Consider the following 15,687-nt stretch of genomic DNA (forward strand, 5'->3'; position numbering starts at 1 on the left):
TCCTACTCTACAGACCGGCTGCCACTTTAGTGGCGTAGTCGATAAATGACCACCGATTTTCGGGCTCGAAAATTGACGTCAAAAGTGTGGCCTGCCTCACTTGAATCACGGCCAGTATGAGGTTCCCTGTGGTGAGGGGATTCATCCCCGATGGGCTGCGCAGCGGCCCTGCGAGATCTTGCAGGCAAACCGGGTGCACAGTATTTACGACTGCTGCGCAGCCGGACGGGGATAAATCCCCTCACCACAACGGTTATCCGACCAAAAGCCAATGTGTGCGCCCCACCGAGGCGCGGTATACTGCCGCGCCTTTTTAGCGTCGCGCCAGCAGCCCCGGCGTGCCAGAGGAACAGCTACAAGCCTCAAGCTTCAAGCCACAAGCTCAAGCAGTCCGCGTACTGCTCCAACTTGCCGCTGATAGCTTGAAGCTTGTAGCTGCCCCATAGAATGTTCCCGTCTTTTAGAGGAGCGCGACTCATGACCGTGATCAAGCAAGACGACCTGATTCAGAGCGTTGCCGACGCCCTGCAGTTCATTTCCTATTACCACCCCGTGGATTTCATCCAGGCGATGCACGAAGCCTACCTGCGCGAAGAATCGCCAGCGGCCCGTGACTCGATGGCGCAGATCCTGATCAACTCGCGCATGTGCGCCACCGGCCACCGGCCGATCTGCCAGGACACCGGTATCGTTACCGTGTTCGTGCGCGTCGGCATGGACGTACGTTGGGATGGCGCCACCATGGGCCTGGACGACATGATCAACGAGGGCGTGCGTCGCGCCTACAACCTGCCGGAAAACGTCTTGCGTGCCTCGATCCTCGCCGACCCGGCGGGCGCTCGTAAAAACACCAAGGACAACACCCCGGCAGTCATCCACTACTCCATCGTCCCGGGCAACACTGTGGAAGTGGACGTAGCGGCCAAGGGCGGCGGCTCCGAGAACAAGTCGAAAATGGCCATGCTCAACCCGTCCGACTCGATCGTTGACTGGGTGCTCAAGACCGTTCCGACCATGGGCGCCGGCTGGTGCCCACCGGGCATGCTCGGCATCGGCATCGGCGGCACCGCCGAGAAAGCTGCAGTGATGGCCAAAGAAGTGTTGATGGAATCCATCGACATTCACGAGCTGAAAGCCCGTGGCCCACAGAACCGCATCGAAGAAATGCGTCTGGAGCTGTTCGAGAAGGTCAACCAGTTGGGCATCGGCGCCCAGGGCCTCGGTGGCCTGACCACCGTGCTTGACGTGAAGATCATGGACTACCCGACCCACGCCGCTTCGCTGCCGGTGTGCATGATCCCGAACTGCGCCGCCACCCGTCACGCGCACTTCGTGCTCGACGGTTCCGGCCCGGCCTCGCTGGAAGCGCCACCGCTGGACGCCTACCCGGAAATCGTCTGGGAAGCCGGCCCGTCGGCCCGTCGTGTCAACCTCGACACCCTGACCCCGGAAGACGTGCAGAGCTGGAAGCCGGGCGAAACCGTCCTGCTCAACGGCAAAATGCTCACCGGTCGCGACGCCGCGCACAAGCGCATGGTCGAGATGCTGAACAAGGGTGAAACCCTACCGGTAGACCTGAAAGGTCGCTTCATCTACTACGTCGGCCCGGTTGATCCGGTGGGCGACGAAGTGGTTGGCCCTGCAGGCCCGACCACCGCAACGCGGATGGACAAGTTCACCCGTCAGATCCTTGAGCAGACCGGCCTGTTGGGCATGATCGGTAAATCCGAGCGCGGTCCGACCGCGATCGAAGCGATCAAGGACAACAAAGCCGTGTACCTGATGGCCGTTGGCGGCGCCGCTTATCTGGTTGCTCAAGCGATCAAGAAGTCAAAAGTGCTGGCATTTGCCGAGCTGGGCATGGAAGCGATTTACGAGTTCGAGGTCAAGGACATGCCGGTCACCGTCGCGGTGGACAGCAAAGGTGAATCGGTACACATCACCGGCCCTGCGATCTGGCAACAGAAGATCAGCGAAAGCCTGGCGGTAGAAGTGCAGTAAGCGCTTGAACCGCTAAAAAAAGAAGGCCGGCCCGTCCCACGACGCGCCGGCCTTTTTTATCCCTGCCATCCCGCGTAGGAGCAGCCTTCGGCAGCCCCTACATTTGGCATCAGCCATTTGGCGATAAAAACCACGACAAAGCATACAAAACGGTCTTGCACACCTGTCAGATCTGACAGGTTACGCGCCGCCCGGTTCTTGATAGCGTCAGTCCACCCTCGATCACAGCGTGCGCAACGGACAGGAACATGGCCGATCAAAACCTGAGCATCACTACGCCCTCCATCGCCAAAAGCTCATCGATCGCCACCATCGGCAAGAGTTGGGGCGCTGTCGGCCCGACGGGTGCTGCGTCGTTCGAGCTGCCGATTCCCCTTTCCGCCGGGCGTGGCTGGGATCCGCAACTGTCGCTGACTTACAGCAGCCAGACCGGCAACGGCCCGTTCGGTATCGGCTGGAATCTGGGCCTCGGGCAGATCAGCCGACGCACCAACAAAGGCGTGCCCCGCTATACCGAACACGACGAAATCATCGGCGCCGACGGTGAGGTGTGGATGCCCGAGCTTGAGGCTGATGGTTCGCTCAAGTCGCGTCTCGAAACCCATTACGGCAAAGGCGAAGGTGACGACGACACCGACATCGGCCCCCACCGGGTGGTGCGTTATTGGCCACGGGTCGAAAGCGATTTTTCCCTGCGCGAGCTCTGGCAGCCAACGGACGATCAACCGCCCTTCTGGCTGATCCACGGCGCCGACGGTTCGCTGCATCTGTATGGCAAGACGCCTGACTCACGTCGCGCCGATCCGGATGATCAAGCCAGGATCAGCACCTGGCTGCTTTGCGAAAGCATGAATACCCACGGCGAGCACATCTGTTTCGTTTACAAAGCCGATGATCAGGACCCCGACCCGATTCACGATTACCGTGCCCAGCGCTATCTGGAGCGGGTGTGTTACGGCAACTTCACCGCCAGCAAGCATTTGTACGCTTGGAAAGAGGACAAGCTTGCGCAACTGAATTGGCATTTCCAACTGATTTTCGACTACGGTGAACGCACTGTATCGCTGACCGAAGTCCCGGTGTATGACGGCGACACATTGCTGCCATGGCCTGTTCGCCCGGACCCTTTTTCGACGTTTGGCCAAGGCTTTGCAGTCGGCACCCGCAGGCTCTGTCGGCAAGTGCTGATGTTTCATCATTTCCCGGTGAGCCTGCGCGGCGAACCGGTGCTGGTCCGACGCCTGTTGCTTGAATACACAGCCGACAAGGTGTTCAGTCAGATCAGCGCTGCCCACTATCAGGCCTTCGATGCCAGCGGCACCGTGGAAAACAGCCCGCCGGTGGAGTTCGACTATTCAGCGTTCGAGATCAATAAAACCCCGTCACGCCTGTTCGCCATGGACACACAGCCGGGCATCGAAGACGGCGGTTTCTACCAGTGCGTTGACCTCTACGGTGAGGGCGTTCCAGGTTTTCTCTGTCGCTATGACCAATGCTGGTACTACCGCGAGCCGCTGCGTGCAGACGCCGGAAGCGACGAAATCGGTTATGGGCCGTGGACAGCGCTGGACAGGATTCCGGTTGCCGATCGCAGCCGGCCGGTCCAGCAACTGCTCACCGACCTGACCGGTGATGGCCGTCTCGACTGGATCACCGCGCAACCGGGCGCCAGCGGTTTTCGCACGCTGAAGGCGCAACGTGAGTTCGCCGACTTCGTGCCGTTCAATGCGTTCCCGCTGGAGTTCTTCCATACCCTGGCGCAACTGGGTGACCTCAGCGGTGACGGGCTCAGCTCCATTGCGCTGATCGGCCCGCACGCGGTGCGCCTGTACGCCAACCAGCGTGAACAAGGGTTCGCCCGCGCCGAAGACGTGCCGCATACCCCGGTCAACGACCGCTTGCCGTTATTCAGCAATTCGCCCACTGAGCTGGTGCTGCTTGGCAATCTGCTGGGCAGCGACATGCCCGAACTGTGCCGCATTCGCCATGACCAAATCACCTGCTGGCCGAACCTGGGCCACGGCCGGTTTGGCGAAGGTCGCAAGATCAGTTCCCTGCCCTTCACCTACGAGCAGTTCGATTCGGCGCGGGTACGTCTCGCCGACCTCGACGGCTCCGGTGCACCGGCCCTGATCTATCTGCAGTCCGATGCGTTCGAGATTTATCTGAATCGCGGCGGCAACGGTCTGGAGCAGACCCCGGTGATCGTGCCCTGGCCCGAAGGCGTGCGTTACGACCGCCTCAGTCAGGTGAGTTTTGCCGACCTGCAAGGTCTCGGTTGCGCCAGCCTGATCCTGACGGTACCGCACATCAAACCACAGCATTGGCGCTACGACTTCGTCGCGGCCAAGCCGTACTTGCTGACAGTCAGCAATAACAACATGGGCTGCAGTGCCAGCGTGGCCTACCGCAGTTCTGCCCAGGAATGGCTGGATGAAAAACAACGCTTCTTCAAGCTGGAAGCTCTGCCGGTCTGCCATCTGCCGTTTCCGGTGGCGGTGGTCAAAAAACAACAGCAACTCGATGAGATCACCGGCAACTGTCTGACCCAGGCGTTTACCTGGCGCGAAGGTGTTTACGACGGCCAGGAGCGCGAGTTCCGCGGCTTCGGCCAACTGCAGCAAACCGACAGTGAGAGTGCGTCGGCGGACGACGATGTCGGCTTCAGTGCACCAGTGCGGGTCTGCACCTGGTTCCACACCGGGCAAACGCTGGATCGCCAGCGTGATGGCTATTTCAATGAAGACGAACAGGCTGTGCCACTGGGCAACACATTGTTTAGCCGTTATCACGCCGGTGACGAAATTGATGAACCGATCCCGCCCCACGACGCCGACAGCGAATACCAGATATCCCGGGCGCTGGTTGGTTCAGTCACGCGCATTGAAACCTATGCCGATGCGGACATGGACCTGCCGGGCATTCCCACACCCTATACGGTGGAGGAACTGCGCTACCTGGTGCGCGAAGTCAGGCCTCAAGGCCAATATGCCGCTGCCGTGTTGCTGCCATTGGTACTGGAAAAAATCAGCTACCAGTACGACGGTTTCATCGACGATCCGCTGTGTCGCCACGACATCAATCTGCGCTGGAACGATTACGGCCTGTCGACCCATGCATTGGCAGTGAGCTACGCGCGCAGGTTGACTGAATCGGCTACACCGCCATTCAGCGATGCGGATGAACAACAGTGGTGGCGCGACGCCCATGACGAGGCGCAACAATCGTTCTACCTCAGCGAAACCCGTGCGCAATACATCAACCTGACCAGCAATCTCCAGCAATGGCGTCTGGGCTTGCCGTGGCAACAGCGTGGCAATGCGCTGGTGCTGCCAATAGGCACCTTGCCTGAGGGATTGTGCCCGCTTGAAGTGAGTTTCGAGCAACTCGCGGAGCATCAGGATTCGCCGCACTGGAACGCTGAGCGAGTGCTGACGACGCAGTCGGTGCAACGTTATCTCAGTACCGACGGTTTGCCGCTGGACAACGGTGACGCCGAATTCGAAGCACTGGCGGGGCCGTTGGAACTGGCGCAACTGGACAAGACCGCGCTGGACGCTTACAACGTTTTGCCGCCGCCCTTCAACATCCGTGATGAACTGAGAAAGATCGGTTACACGCCGATGAAGCTGATGTTTGAGCCAGAGGTGGCGGACGATGCCGAAGATAATCTGTGGTCATCGACCTTCGGTTTCGCCGATTACGCCGACCTCGAAGGTTTTCATCGGGTGCAGGGCTACCGCGAAACCCCAAGCCATGGGCTCACCACAGCCGAATACGATGATTACCGACTGGTGATCACCCAGGTCGAGTTGCCGGATGGCTGCACCAGCCGGATCACTTACGACTATCACGCGCTGCAACCGCTGACGATCACCGATGCCAACGACAATATCGAGGAGGTGAACTACGAGCCTTCCGGCCAACCGCTGGCGACCAGTTTCCACGGCACTGAATACGGCAAGATTGCGGGTTTCAAAGCGCTTAGCGAATACGAGCGCCCCGCGGATCATCGCCCCGATCCAGCGATAGAAAATCCCCACGATGCCGTGCAACAAGCCGCCAGTACGCTGCGCAAGGACTTGTTCAGCTGGATGGGACTGAGCCCGACCGACAGCCCTGCCGCCCGCGAATGGCTCGCCAGCGGTTACATCCTGCCCAGTGGCTACATTCGTGCCAGCGCCCGCCGCCGACTCGCCGGACTCGCCACACTGACGGCGGCAGAACAGGCGTTGCTTGAGGCACTCGCAACGACCCGTCGGCAACCGGTGCACAGCGTTGTCCTCAGTGCCGACCGTTACCCCGATGACCCTGTGAAGGCGCAGATCCAGATCACCAAGGCCTGCGTCGACGGGTTTGGTCGAGCACTGCAAACCCAGCAGTTGGTTGATCCGGGCCTGGCCTATGCGGTGGACGCTGACGGCTCGCTGATTGTCGAAGACGGCCAGTTCGTTGAAGTCCACGCCGACCCACGGTGGCGCATCAGCGAGCGCATCGAATACAACAACAAAGGCCTGGCCGTGCGGCAGTTCCGACCGTTTTTTGCCAACGCCCACGGTTACATCAATGATCAGTCGCTGCACGCGCTGGGTTACTTCGATCAACTGTTCTACGACCCGCTGGGGCGTGCGGTCAAACTGGTCAACGCCAAGGGCGACTTCTCCCGCGAGACGTATCATCCGTGGTATCACGCCAGCGAAGACTTCAACGACACCGCTGAACCGGAGCCGCCACAACGAAGATCACGGCGTTGACTGCCACCGTGCATTCGCGCACGCCTTCGCTCTCTGTGAGTGATGGCCGTGGCCTGCCGATTCGTCAGGTCGCCTATTTGCGCAGTGTCGCGGACAAAGATGCGACGGCGCTGACAAGCCGTCAGACGCACGATGTAAATGGACGGTTGGTGGCGCAATGGGATCCGCGTTTGCCGGTATCCAGCATCTCGACAGTTTACGGGCTCGCCGGCGAGGCACTGAAAGTCGCCAGTGTCGACGCCGGCTGGCGCCTCAGCCTGCCGGGGCTGGCCGCTGAGCAACTGCAACGCTGGGACGAGCGCGGCGGTCATTGGCGTTCGACCTTCGATGATCAGTTGCGCGTGGTGGCGGTCGAGGGCCGTGATGCGACCGATGTCGACACGTTCATTTACGCCGATGCCAGCGCCGATGCCGGACTCAATCTTCGCGGCCAATTACTGGAGCAGAAGGATCCGTCCGGCGCATTACGCGTGGACAGTTACGCCCTGACCGGCCAACCGCTGAGCGAAACCCGCACATTTCTCGATGGCGAAGCCTTCACCAGTCAGCGCGTTTTCAATCCGTTGGGTGCGGTGCTGGAGCAGATCGATGCCGGCGACCATCGCCAGCAATCGAATTATGGTCAGGCCGGGCAGCTCAGGCAGTTGCAACTGCTGGTCAATGGCCAGACCGAAGAGCAAGAGGTATTGCTCGACGCGCAGTACAACGCCGAGGGGAAAATCGTCGAACAACTGGCGGGGAATGGGGTACGCAGTCGCTGGACTTACGATCCGGCCAATGGTCGCTTGCGCAGCCAGTCCAGCCACAAAGACGCCAAGGTTCTGCAAGACTTCGAGTACTTTTACGACCCGGCCGGCAACATTATCCGTATCGAAGACCACGCCTTTGCTCCGACCTGGTTTGCCAACCAGTTCGTCGACGGCCATCGCGACTTCAGCTACGACTCGCTGTACCGCCTGATCAGCGCCAGCGGTTACGACGACGGCCCGCTCTCGGACATTCCCGGGATACCGCAGCCCACCGATCCGAACAACCGCCTCAACTACATCCAGACCTTCACCTACGACGCCGGTGGCAACCTGACCGAATTGGTCCATGTGCGAGCCGGCGCCAGCTACACCCGCCAGATGCGCATTGACCCAACCAGCAACCGTGGCATGCGCTGGCAACCGGGCGACCCAGAACCTGTCTTCGACACATTGTTCGACCGCCACGGCAACCTGCTGGCCGTACAACCCGGCCAGCCTCTGCAATGGAACGCCCGCGACGAACTGCACAGCGTCACCCTGATCCACCGCGAAGGAGGCCAGGATGATGCCGAGCATTACCACTACAGCCAGGGTCAGCGGGTATTCAAACGCCACGAAACCTTCAGCGGCAGCGGCGGACACTTTCATCAGGTGCACTACCTGCCGGGGCTGGAAATCCGCAGCAAGGACAACGGCGAAGAACTGCACGTCATCAGCGTCGGCAATGCGCGCTGTCTGCATTGGGCAAAAAAGCCTCCCGCCGACATCGACAACAATCAACTGCGCTACAGCCTCGAGGATCACTTGGGGTCCTGCACGATGGAACTGGATCACAACGCGCAAACGATCAGCGAAGAAGGCTACTACGCGTTCGGGACCACGGCGTGGATGACTGCCCGTTCGGCGATCGAGGTCAGCTATAAGTTCGTGCGTTATTCCGGCAAGGAAATGGACGTCAGCGGTTTGTATTACTACGGCGCGCGCTATTACGCGCCGTGGCTGCAACGCTGGATAAGTGCTGACCCGGCGGGGGATGTGGACGGGCTGAATCTATATGGGTTTGTCGGGAATAATCCGCTGGGGTATTTCGATGCTCAAGGGCGACAGCGAACGCCCTGCGAGCTATTAGTAGTCACAAGGGAATATGAGCAGTTATTGTCAACGGTCACCCGCAGACTGGACAGAACGATCTATCAACTCAATCACTTGAACTCGACGAAGGACATTTACACATCCAGCGCAAAGCGTGCCGTATTGACCTTGTTCAACGTTCTGGCATCCGCCATAACTGCCGCCACAGTTGGAACGCTAGCGACGGCCATCGGAACCGTGGCAACGCTCAACCCGTTAGCGGGCGTAGGGATAGGCATCGGCGCAGCAGCACTGGCGGCTGACGCTACCGGTGCTGAAATTGATCGACTCGGCGAAGACAATGCGTTCGGTTACCCACTTCTGCCCAACGGCGCAGATTACGACCTGAATGACGTATACCGAGAAGCGAATCCGAGCGGCTTCATGAATCAGGTGCAATCACTGTTCCAGAAATACGATCCGGGCACCGTAGATGGAAACAAGGAAACCCTCATCGTAGGAACGATTGGCGCCGCTGACACGCTAACGGGAGGCACTCATCTGGAAAAGTGGCTGGCATTTTTCCGCCTGAGTATTGAAATGACTGAAGCCTTCAACGATTCGCTTGGGCCACGGGATCTGGATCTGGTAGAGCGGGGTATCGAAACGCTGGCCGACTACCTCACATTTCGTCAAGAGCTAGCCAACACAGCACTGAAGGAACTTGAAAGTCTTGGCGGGGAAAACATCGCAACGGCCCAGGGCACTCACTATCGCCTCAAGCCACTTGAAACCTCGGTCTTGGGCAAGATGAACCGTGTCGTGGAACTGCTGCCTAGGGTCGCTTCACGCATTCAGCAAAAGAATGCCGCGTAGGAACCATGAAAACAACTAACCTCTCGGCACATACCCCACTGTTGATCGCCATCGACGCAAGAGGGCTAGTAGTCAGGCAACTGGAGTATCTGCGCAAAACTGTCGGGGGCGCGATTGAATGCCTCCTCACCCAGCAGAAGCACAACGCAAAGGGTGAAGTGATCGCAAAACGCGACCCTCGCCTGTTTGGCTCAAGCTCCACGCCCAACCTTGCGACCATTTACACCCTGACCGGCGCCCCCTTGAAAATCGTCAGCGTCGACGCCGGCTGGCGCCTGAACCTGCCCGGTCTGGCCGGTGAACCGCAGCAACGCTGGGACGAACGCGGCAGCCATTGGCGCACAACATTCGACGATCAGTTGCGCGTGGTGACGGTGGAGGAAAATCGCGAAGTCGACGTCGATGTCTTTACCTACGCCGACGCCAGCGCCGATGCCGGGCACAATTTGCGTGGTCAGTTACTGACGCAGAAGGATCGCTCGGGCTCGCTGCGTACCGACAGTTTTGCCCTGATGGGTCAGCCACTGAGAGAAACCCGCACCTTTCGCGATGGCCAGGTGTTCAGCAGTCAGTGGATGTTCAGTCCCCTTGGTGCAGGGCTGGAACAGACCGATGCCGGGCAACACCGGCAGCAGTCGCGCTACGGCCTCGCCGGGCAGCTCAAGCACGTACAATTGTGGATCAAGGGCCAGCCCGACTGGCAGCCGGTTTTACTCGATGCGCAATACAACGCTGCCGACCAGATCATCGAGCAACAGGCCGGCAACGGTGTGCGCAGCCAGTGGTCCTACGATCCGGCCAATGGTCGCTTGCGCAGCCAGTCCAGCCGCAAAGACGCCGGCCCGGCGTTGCAGGATTTCGAGTATTTCTACGACCCGGTCGGCAACATCACTCGCATCGAAGACCATGCCTTCCACCCGGTGTGGTTCGCCAACCAGCTCATCGATGGCCACCGCGACTTCACTTATGACTCGCTGTACCGACTGAGCAGCGCCACCGGTTACGACGACGGCCCGCTCTCGGACATTCCGGGGCTGCCGCAGCCAGCCGATCCGAAAAACCGCCTAAACTACACTCAGACCTACACCTACGACACGGGTGGCAACCTGGTAAAACTGGCGCATGTACGCGACGGCGCCAATCGCAGCGTGCAGATTTGCATTGATTCGAAAAGCAATCGCGGCGTGCGCTGGAAACCGGGCGATCCGCCACCGGACTTCGACAACCTGTTCGACCGCCACGGCAACCAACATGCCCTATCACCGGGACAGAACTTGCAATGGAACGCGCGCGATGAACTGCAAAAGGTCACGCTCATCGCCCGAGGTGGCGGTCGCGACGACGCCGAGCACTACCAATACAGCCAAGGCATGCGGGTGTTCAAACGCCATGAAACCTTCACCGACAGCGCCGAACATTTCCATCAGGTGCACTACCTGCCTGGGCTGGAAATCCGCAGCAAAGACAACGGCGAAGAGCTGCACGTGATCAGCATCGGCAATGCGCGCTGCCTGCATTGGGCAAAGAATCCGCCCAAGTGTGTTGCGGACAATCAACTGCGCTACAGCCTCGAGGATCACTTGGGGTCCTGCACGATGGAGCTGGATCGAAACGCCCGAATCATCAGCCAGGAAGGCTATTACCCCTTCGGCGCCACGGCGTGGATGGCGGCCGACTCGACGATTGAAGTCAGTTACCGGTTCATCCGCTATTCCGGCAAGGAGATGGACGTCAGTGGTTTGTACTACTACGGCGCGCGGTATTACGCACCGTGGGTGCAGCGCTGGGTCAGTGCCGACCCGGCTGGAGATGTGGATGGACTGAATCTTTACGCGTTCGTGGGCAACGATCCGATCGGCCATGTCGACTTCAACGGTGAAAGCAAGTGGCCCACTCTGGACGCGCTGAATGCCGGAATGGATTGGCTCGTTGCTTCGCAAAATGCGAGCTATGCAAAAAATGGACAACGCCTGGCAACCAAGCGTATGACCCGCCGCATGAACTCTCAGGTGATGCAACACATTGAAATCCTCGGGATCACCAAGCGCCGCGCAAGCGATGCCGCAAAGCAACTCGCCAACATGGGTTCAGGCGGTGACATTGCCTTGGCGACAACACGCAGAGCTTTGGTAATGATCGTTGGCAAAGCCCTCAGTTATGGCATAGGTCTCGCGATCGGAGTGGGCGCTCAGGCATTGGGCGCCGCGGCACCCGGTATCGGCAACACCGTGGGCGTTGCTATGGGCTACGGTGCAAAAATCGGGGTCAGCGCGCTCATTGACTACGCGGCCGAAAGAAGCGGAATGAGTGCGTCGGTCAACTTGAAAACCTCCAAACTTTCAGCTGACACCATTATCGAGAAAGCCCAACATAAACAAATGCAGTCACTTGAGTATACATACGCCAAACTTCAGGGCATGTTTCCCCGCAATAAAAAATCCGGACTAAAGTTGGGGAAGGAGGTGGGCGCTCAAGTAACGTCGTCGCGTGTGGACAAAGGCCTGAACTCATTACCTTCCGAGGCCGCGGGCGCCATTGCTAGCGGCGCCGCGGCGCTATGGTCATTGCCAGAAATTGTCGATGAAACCATAAAGGCCCTCTCGGGAAAGTCGAGCGAAAAAATGTTTGCCTTCGAAGGAAAAATTTTCGGACTTGCACAGGCTATCGAGGCGAGCAACGACAATGTCCATGAGTATGCTCAGGCACTCGGCAGGACAGAAATCAACGGCATAAACCTCACCGATTTAGACCAGGAAACAACCCGAATCACCGACATGCTCCACGGTCTTGCGCTGACAGTGCAGCAGCACCGAACCGCTCGGAAAGCCGCCGCATAAATGGGCGTTCTGTAGAGCCGGGACAATGCCCCCGCCTGCCGACATGCTATCGTGCCCGCCCGACCTGCCATCCATCTGCCCAGCATGCTGCCGACTTCCCGTACCTTGCGTCTGTCGTTGTATACCCTGCTGATCATCGCCGGTGCGGCGGTTGCCGCCACGCTTGCGATTCGCCATGCCGAACGTCAGGCACTGGTCGAAGACGCCGCCCGCGCCAACCAGCAACTGGCGCTCTATGCCAATTCGTTGCACACCCTGATCGACCGCTATCGCGCCCTCCCCGCCGTACTGGCGCTGGACCCGCAATTGCGTTCGGCGCTGACGGGACCGGTCGACGCCGAACAACAGAACGCCTTGAATCTGAAACTGGAAAAGATCAACGGCGCGGCGCAGTCCTCGACCCTTGAGTTGCTCGATCACACCGGCCTTGCGGTGGCCGCCAGCAACTGGCGCCTACCGAGCAGTTACGTCGGTCACAATTATGGTTTTCGCCCCTATTTCAGCCAGACCCGCACCCAGGGCAGCGGGCGTTTTTACGCGGTAGGCGTGACCAGCGGGATTCCCGGTTACTTCCTTTCCAGCGCGGTGCTGGGTGACAACGAGCAGTTCCTCGGGGCGATGGTGGTCAAGCTGGAATTCCCCGAACTTGAGCGCGAATGGAGCCAGGGCAGCGACACCCTGCTGGTCAGCGATGCACGCGGCATCATCTTCATTGCCAACCAGCCTGGTTGGCGTTATCGCGCATTGCGGCCGTTGAACGCCAGTGACATGGCCGAGATCAAAGCCACCCGCCAGTACGACAAACAGTCGCTGGTGCAACTGACTCATCTGTCCCTGCGCAGCTTCGATGACAACAGCGATCTGCGCCGCGTCGAAGGCCCGCAAGGCACGGCGGATTATTTGTGGGAGTCGCTACCCCTGACGGCCGAAGGCTGGACGCTGCATCTGTTGCGCAGTCCACAAGTGGCGTTCGAAGACCTGCGCAACGCCGGGCTCGCGGCGGCTGGCGTGTGGCTGGCGCTGGTGTTTCTGTTGCTGTTCCTCAATCAACGCTGGCGGCTGTCGAAAGTCCGCCAGCGCAACCGCGAAGAACTGGAGCAACTGGTCGAGGAACGCACCCGCGATCTGCGCACCGCGCAGGATGGTCTGGTGCAGTCGGCAAAACTCGCCGCCCTCGGGCAGATGTCCGCCGCCCTCGCCCATGAAATCAACCAACCGCTGACGGCTCAGCGTATGCAGCTGGCGACGCTGCGGCTGCTGCTCGACCATGGTCGCGTCGATGATGCCTACAAGGCTTTGAAACCGGTGGACGATATGCTCACGCGCATGGCCGCCCTCACCGGCCACCTGAAAACCTTCGCCCGCAAGAGCCCCGGCGGTTTGCGCGAACGCCTGGATCTGGCGACGGTAGTTGATCAATCCCTGCAATTGCTCGACGCGCGCCTGCATGACGAACAGGTCAGTCTGGTCCTGCACCTGACCCGTCCGGCATGGGTGCGCGGTGATGCAATTCGCCTGGAACAAGTGCTGATCAACCTGCTGCGCAATGCCCTCGATGCCATGCAGGGCACGCCGTGCAAGCGTCTGGAAATCCGTCTGGAAGCCGATGAGCAACTGTGGCGCCTGAGTGTCAGCGACAATGGCGGCGGCATCCCCGACGAGCATCTGGGTCAGGTCTTCGATCCGTTCTTCACCACCAAACCGGTGGGCGATGGTCTGGGTCTCGGGCTGGCGGTTTCGTTCGCCATCGTGCATGAATCAGGCGGGCGCCTGAGTGTCGAAAATGGCCAGAGCGGCGCGGTGTTCACCCTGACCTTGCCGATCGATCTGGAGGCACACATCTGATGCTCAACTCGGTGATGGTGGTCGATGACGAAAGCAGCATTCGCAATGCGGTCGAGCAATGGCTGAGCCTGTCGGGTTTCGAGGTGCAGCTGTTCAGCCGCGCCGAAGAATGCCTGGCCGCCCTGCCCGCGCACTTTGCCGGGGTGATCCTCAGCGACGTGCGCATGCCCGGCCTCAGTGGTCTGCAACTGCTGGCTGAAGTGCAGCGCCGCGACGCCGACTTGCCGGTAATTCTGCTCACCGGTCACGGCGATGTGCCGATGGCGGTCGAAGCCATGCGCGATGGCGCCTACGACTTTCTGGAGAAGCCGTTCAGCCCGCAAACCCTGCTCGGCAGCTTGCACCGGGCCCTGGAGAAACGCCGACTGGTCCTGGAAAACCGCGCCCTGCACGAGCAGGCCGACAACCGCGCGAAACTCGATGCGACATTGCTTGGCGTGTCCCGTGGCATGCAGACCTTGCGCCGGCAGGTGCTGGATCTGGCGGCGTTGCCGGTCAACGTGCTGATCCGTGGCGAAACCGGCAGCGGCAAGGAACTGGTTGCCCGTTGCCTGCATGATTTCGGGCCACGGGCGGACAAACCGTTCGTGGCACTCAACTGCGCGGCGATTCCTGAACAACTGTTCGAAGCCGAACTGTTCGGCCATGAGAGCGGCGCGTTTACCGGCGCCTCCGGCAAGCGCATCGGCAAACTGGAATACGCCGATGGCGGCACGCTGTTTCTCGATGAAATCGAAAGCATGCCACTGGCCCAGCAAGTGAAACTGTTGCGGGTGTTGCAGGAGCAGAAGCTCGAACGCCTGGGCTCGAACCAGAGCATTCGCGTGGACTTGCGCATCGTCGCCGCGACCAAACCCGATCTGCTCGACGAAGCGCGGGCCGGACGCTTTCGCGAAGACCTGGCCTATCGCTTGAACGTAGCCGAGTTGCGGCTGCCACCGTTGCGCGAACGCCGGGAAGACATTCCGTTGTTGTTCGAGTCGTTCGCCCAGAGTGCGGCGCAGCGACTGGGGCGTAATTTCCCGGCGCTGACGGGCGGCCAGTTGAGCCATCTGCTCAGTCATGACTGGCCGGGCAACGTCCGCGAACTGGCCAACGTCGCCGAACGGCAGGTGCTGGGGCTGGCAGAGCCGGCGCCGGGGATTGACCCGGGCCAGTCTTTGGCGGCGCAGCAGGAAGCGTTTGAAGCGCAGTGTTTGCGTGCAGCGTTGACGCGGCACAAGGGCGATGTGAAAGCGGTGCTTGAAGAATTGCAGCTGCCGCGCCGGACCTTCAATGAAAAGATGCAGCGGCATGGGTTGAGTCGGGAGATGTTTGTTCCGGGCAGCTGATTTTTGCAGTATTTGATCTGGCCTCTTCGCGGGCAAGCCCGCTCCCACAGTGGTCGCTGGTGTACACAAATTATGCGTTCAGCACAAAACCCTGTGGGAGCGGGCTTGCCCGCGAAGAGGCCGGTACAGGCAAAAATGATTCACCCGTCAGAATGAGCAATTTTCCGCTCACCATAATTCAATCCTAAGCGGATTTCCGCTCAACCAATCCCCTCACCCCCTC

At 60.0% G+C, this 15,687-nt stretch carries 6 protein-coding genes; all 6 read left to right on the plus strand.

Annotation, left to right across the window (positions count from 1 at the left end; all coding sequences use genetic code 11):
• Window positions 1-477: 477 nt before the first annotated feature.
• The 6 genes from ACIOWE_RS11795 to ACIOWE_RS11820 all read left to right on the plus strand — a co-directional run bounded on the left by ACIOWE_RS11795 (window position 478) and on the right by ACIOWE_RS11820 (window position 15,464).
• Window positions 478-2,001 (plus strand): fumarate hydratase, encoded by a 1,524-nt coding sequence (locus ACIOWE_RS11795; RefSeq protein ID WP_007916251.1) that lies wholly within the window; start codon window positions 478-480, stop codon window positions 1,999-2,001.
• Between the two features lie 248 nt (window positions 2,002-2,249).
• Window positions 2,250-6,755 carry a SpvB/TcaC N-terminal domain-containing protein gene (locus ACIOWE_RS11800; RefSeq protein ID WP_401391221.1) on the plus strand — a complete coding sequence of 1,502 codons (4,506 nt, stop codon included), beginning with the start codon at window positions 2,250-2,252 and terminating at the stop codon, window positions 6,753-6,755.
• Entirely contained in the window at window positions 6,752-9,451 is a 2,700-nt protein-coding gene (locus ACIOWE_RS11805; RefSeq protein WP_401391224.1) for an RHS repeat-associated core domain-containing protein, read from the plus strand. Before ACIOWE_RS11800 ends, ACIOWE_RS11805 begins: the two co-directional genes overlap by 4 nt.
• A gap of 5 nt (window positions 9,452-9,456) precedes the next feature.
• Window positions 9,457-12,288 carry an RHS repeat domain-containing protein gene (locus tag ACIOWE_RS11810; RefSeq protein WP_401391227.1) on the plus strand — a complete coding sequence of 944 codons (2,832 nt, stop codon included), beginning with the start codon at window positions 9,457-9,459 and terminating at the stop codon, window positions 12,286-12,288.
• A gap of 84 nt (window positions 12,289-12,372) precedes the next feature.
• On the plus strand, window positions 12,373-14,133 hold the full coding sequence (locus ACIOWE_RS11815) for an ATP-binding protein (protein WP_401391285.1): 1,761 nt from the start codon (window positions 12,373-12,375) through the stop codon (window positions 14,131-14,133).
• The gene (locus ACIOWE_RS11820) at window positions 14,133-15,464 is read left to right on the plus strand and encodes a sigma-54 dependent transcriptional regulator (protein ID WP_201237018.1); all 1,332 of its coding nucleotides are present in this window, start codon (window positions 14,133-14,135) and stop codon (window positions 15,462-15,464) included. Before ACIOWE_RS11815 ends, ACIOWE_RS11820 begins: the two co-directional genes overlap by 1 nt.
• Window positions 15,465-15,687: the final 223 nt, after the last annotated feature.

The organism is Pseudomonas sp. NPDC087598 (assembly GCF_044743525.1).
Taxonomy (GTDB): domain Bacteria; phylum Pseudomonadota; class Gammaproteobacteria; order Pseudomonadales; family Pseudomonadaceae; genus Aquipseudomonas.

Excerpts from the sequence above, each read along its gene's own strand:
- ACIOWE_RS11820 (WP_201237018.1), top strand. The coding sequence starts at position 14,133 with ATGCTCAACTCGGTGATGGTGGTCGATGACGAAAGCAGCATTCGCAAT.
- ACIOWE_RS11795 (WP_007916251.1), top strand. The coding sequence starts at position 478 with ATGACCGTGATCAAGCAAGACGACCTGATTCAGAGCGTTGCCGACGCC.
- ACIOWE_RS11810 (WP_401391227.1), top strand. The coding sequence starts at position 9,457 with ATGAAAACAACTAACCTCTCGGCACATACCCCACTGTTGATCGCCATC.
- ACIOWE_RS11815 (WP_401391285.1), top strand. The coding sequence starts at position 12,373 with ATGCTGCCGACTTCCCGTACCTTGCGTCTGTCGTTGTATACCCTGCTG.
- ACIOWE_RS11800 (WP_401391221.1), top strand. The coding sequence starts at position 2,250 with ATGGCCGATCAAAACCTGAGCATCACTACGCCCTCCATCGCCAAAAGC.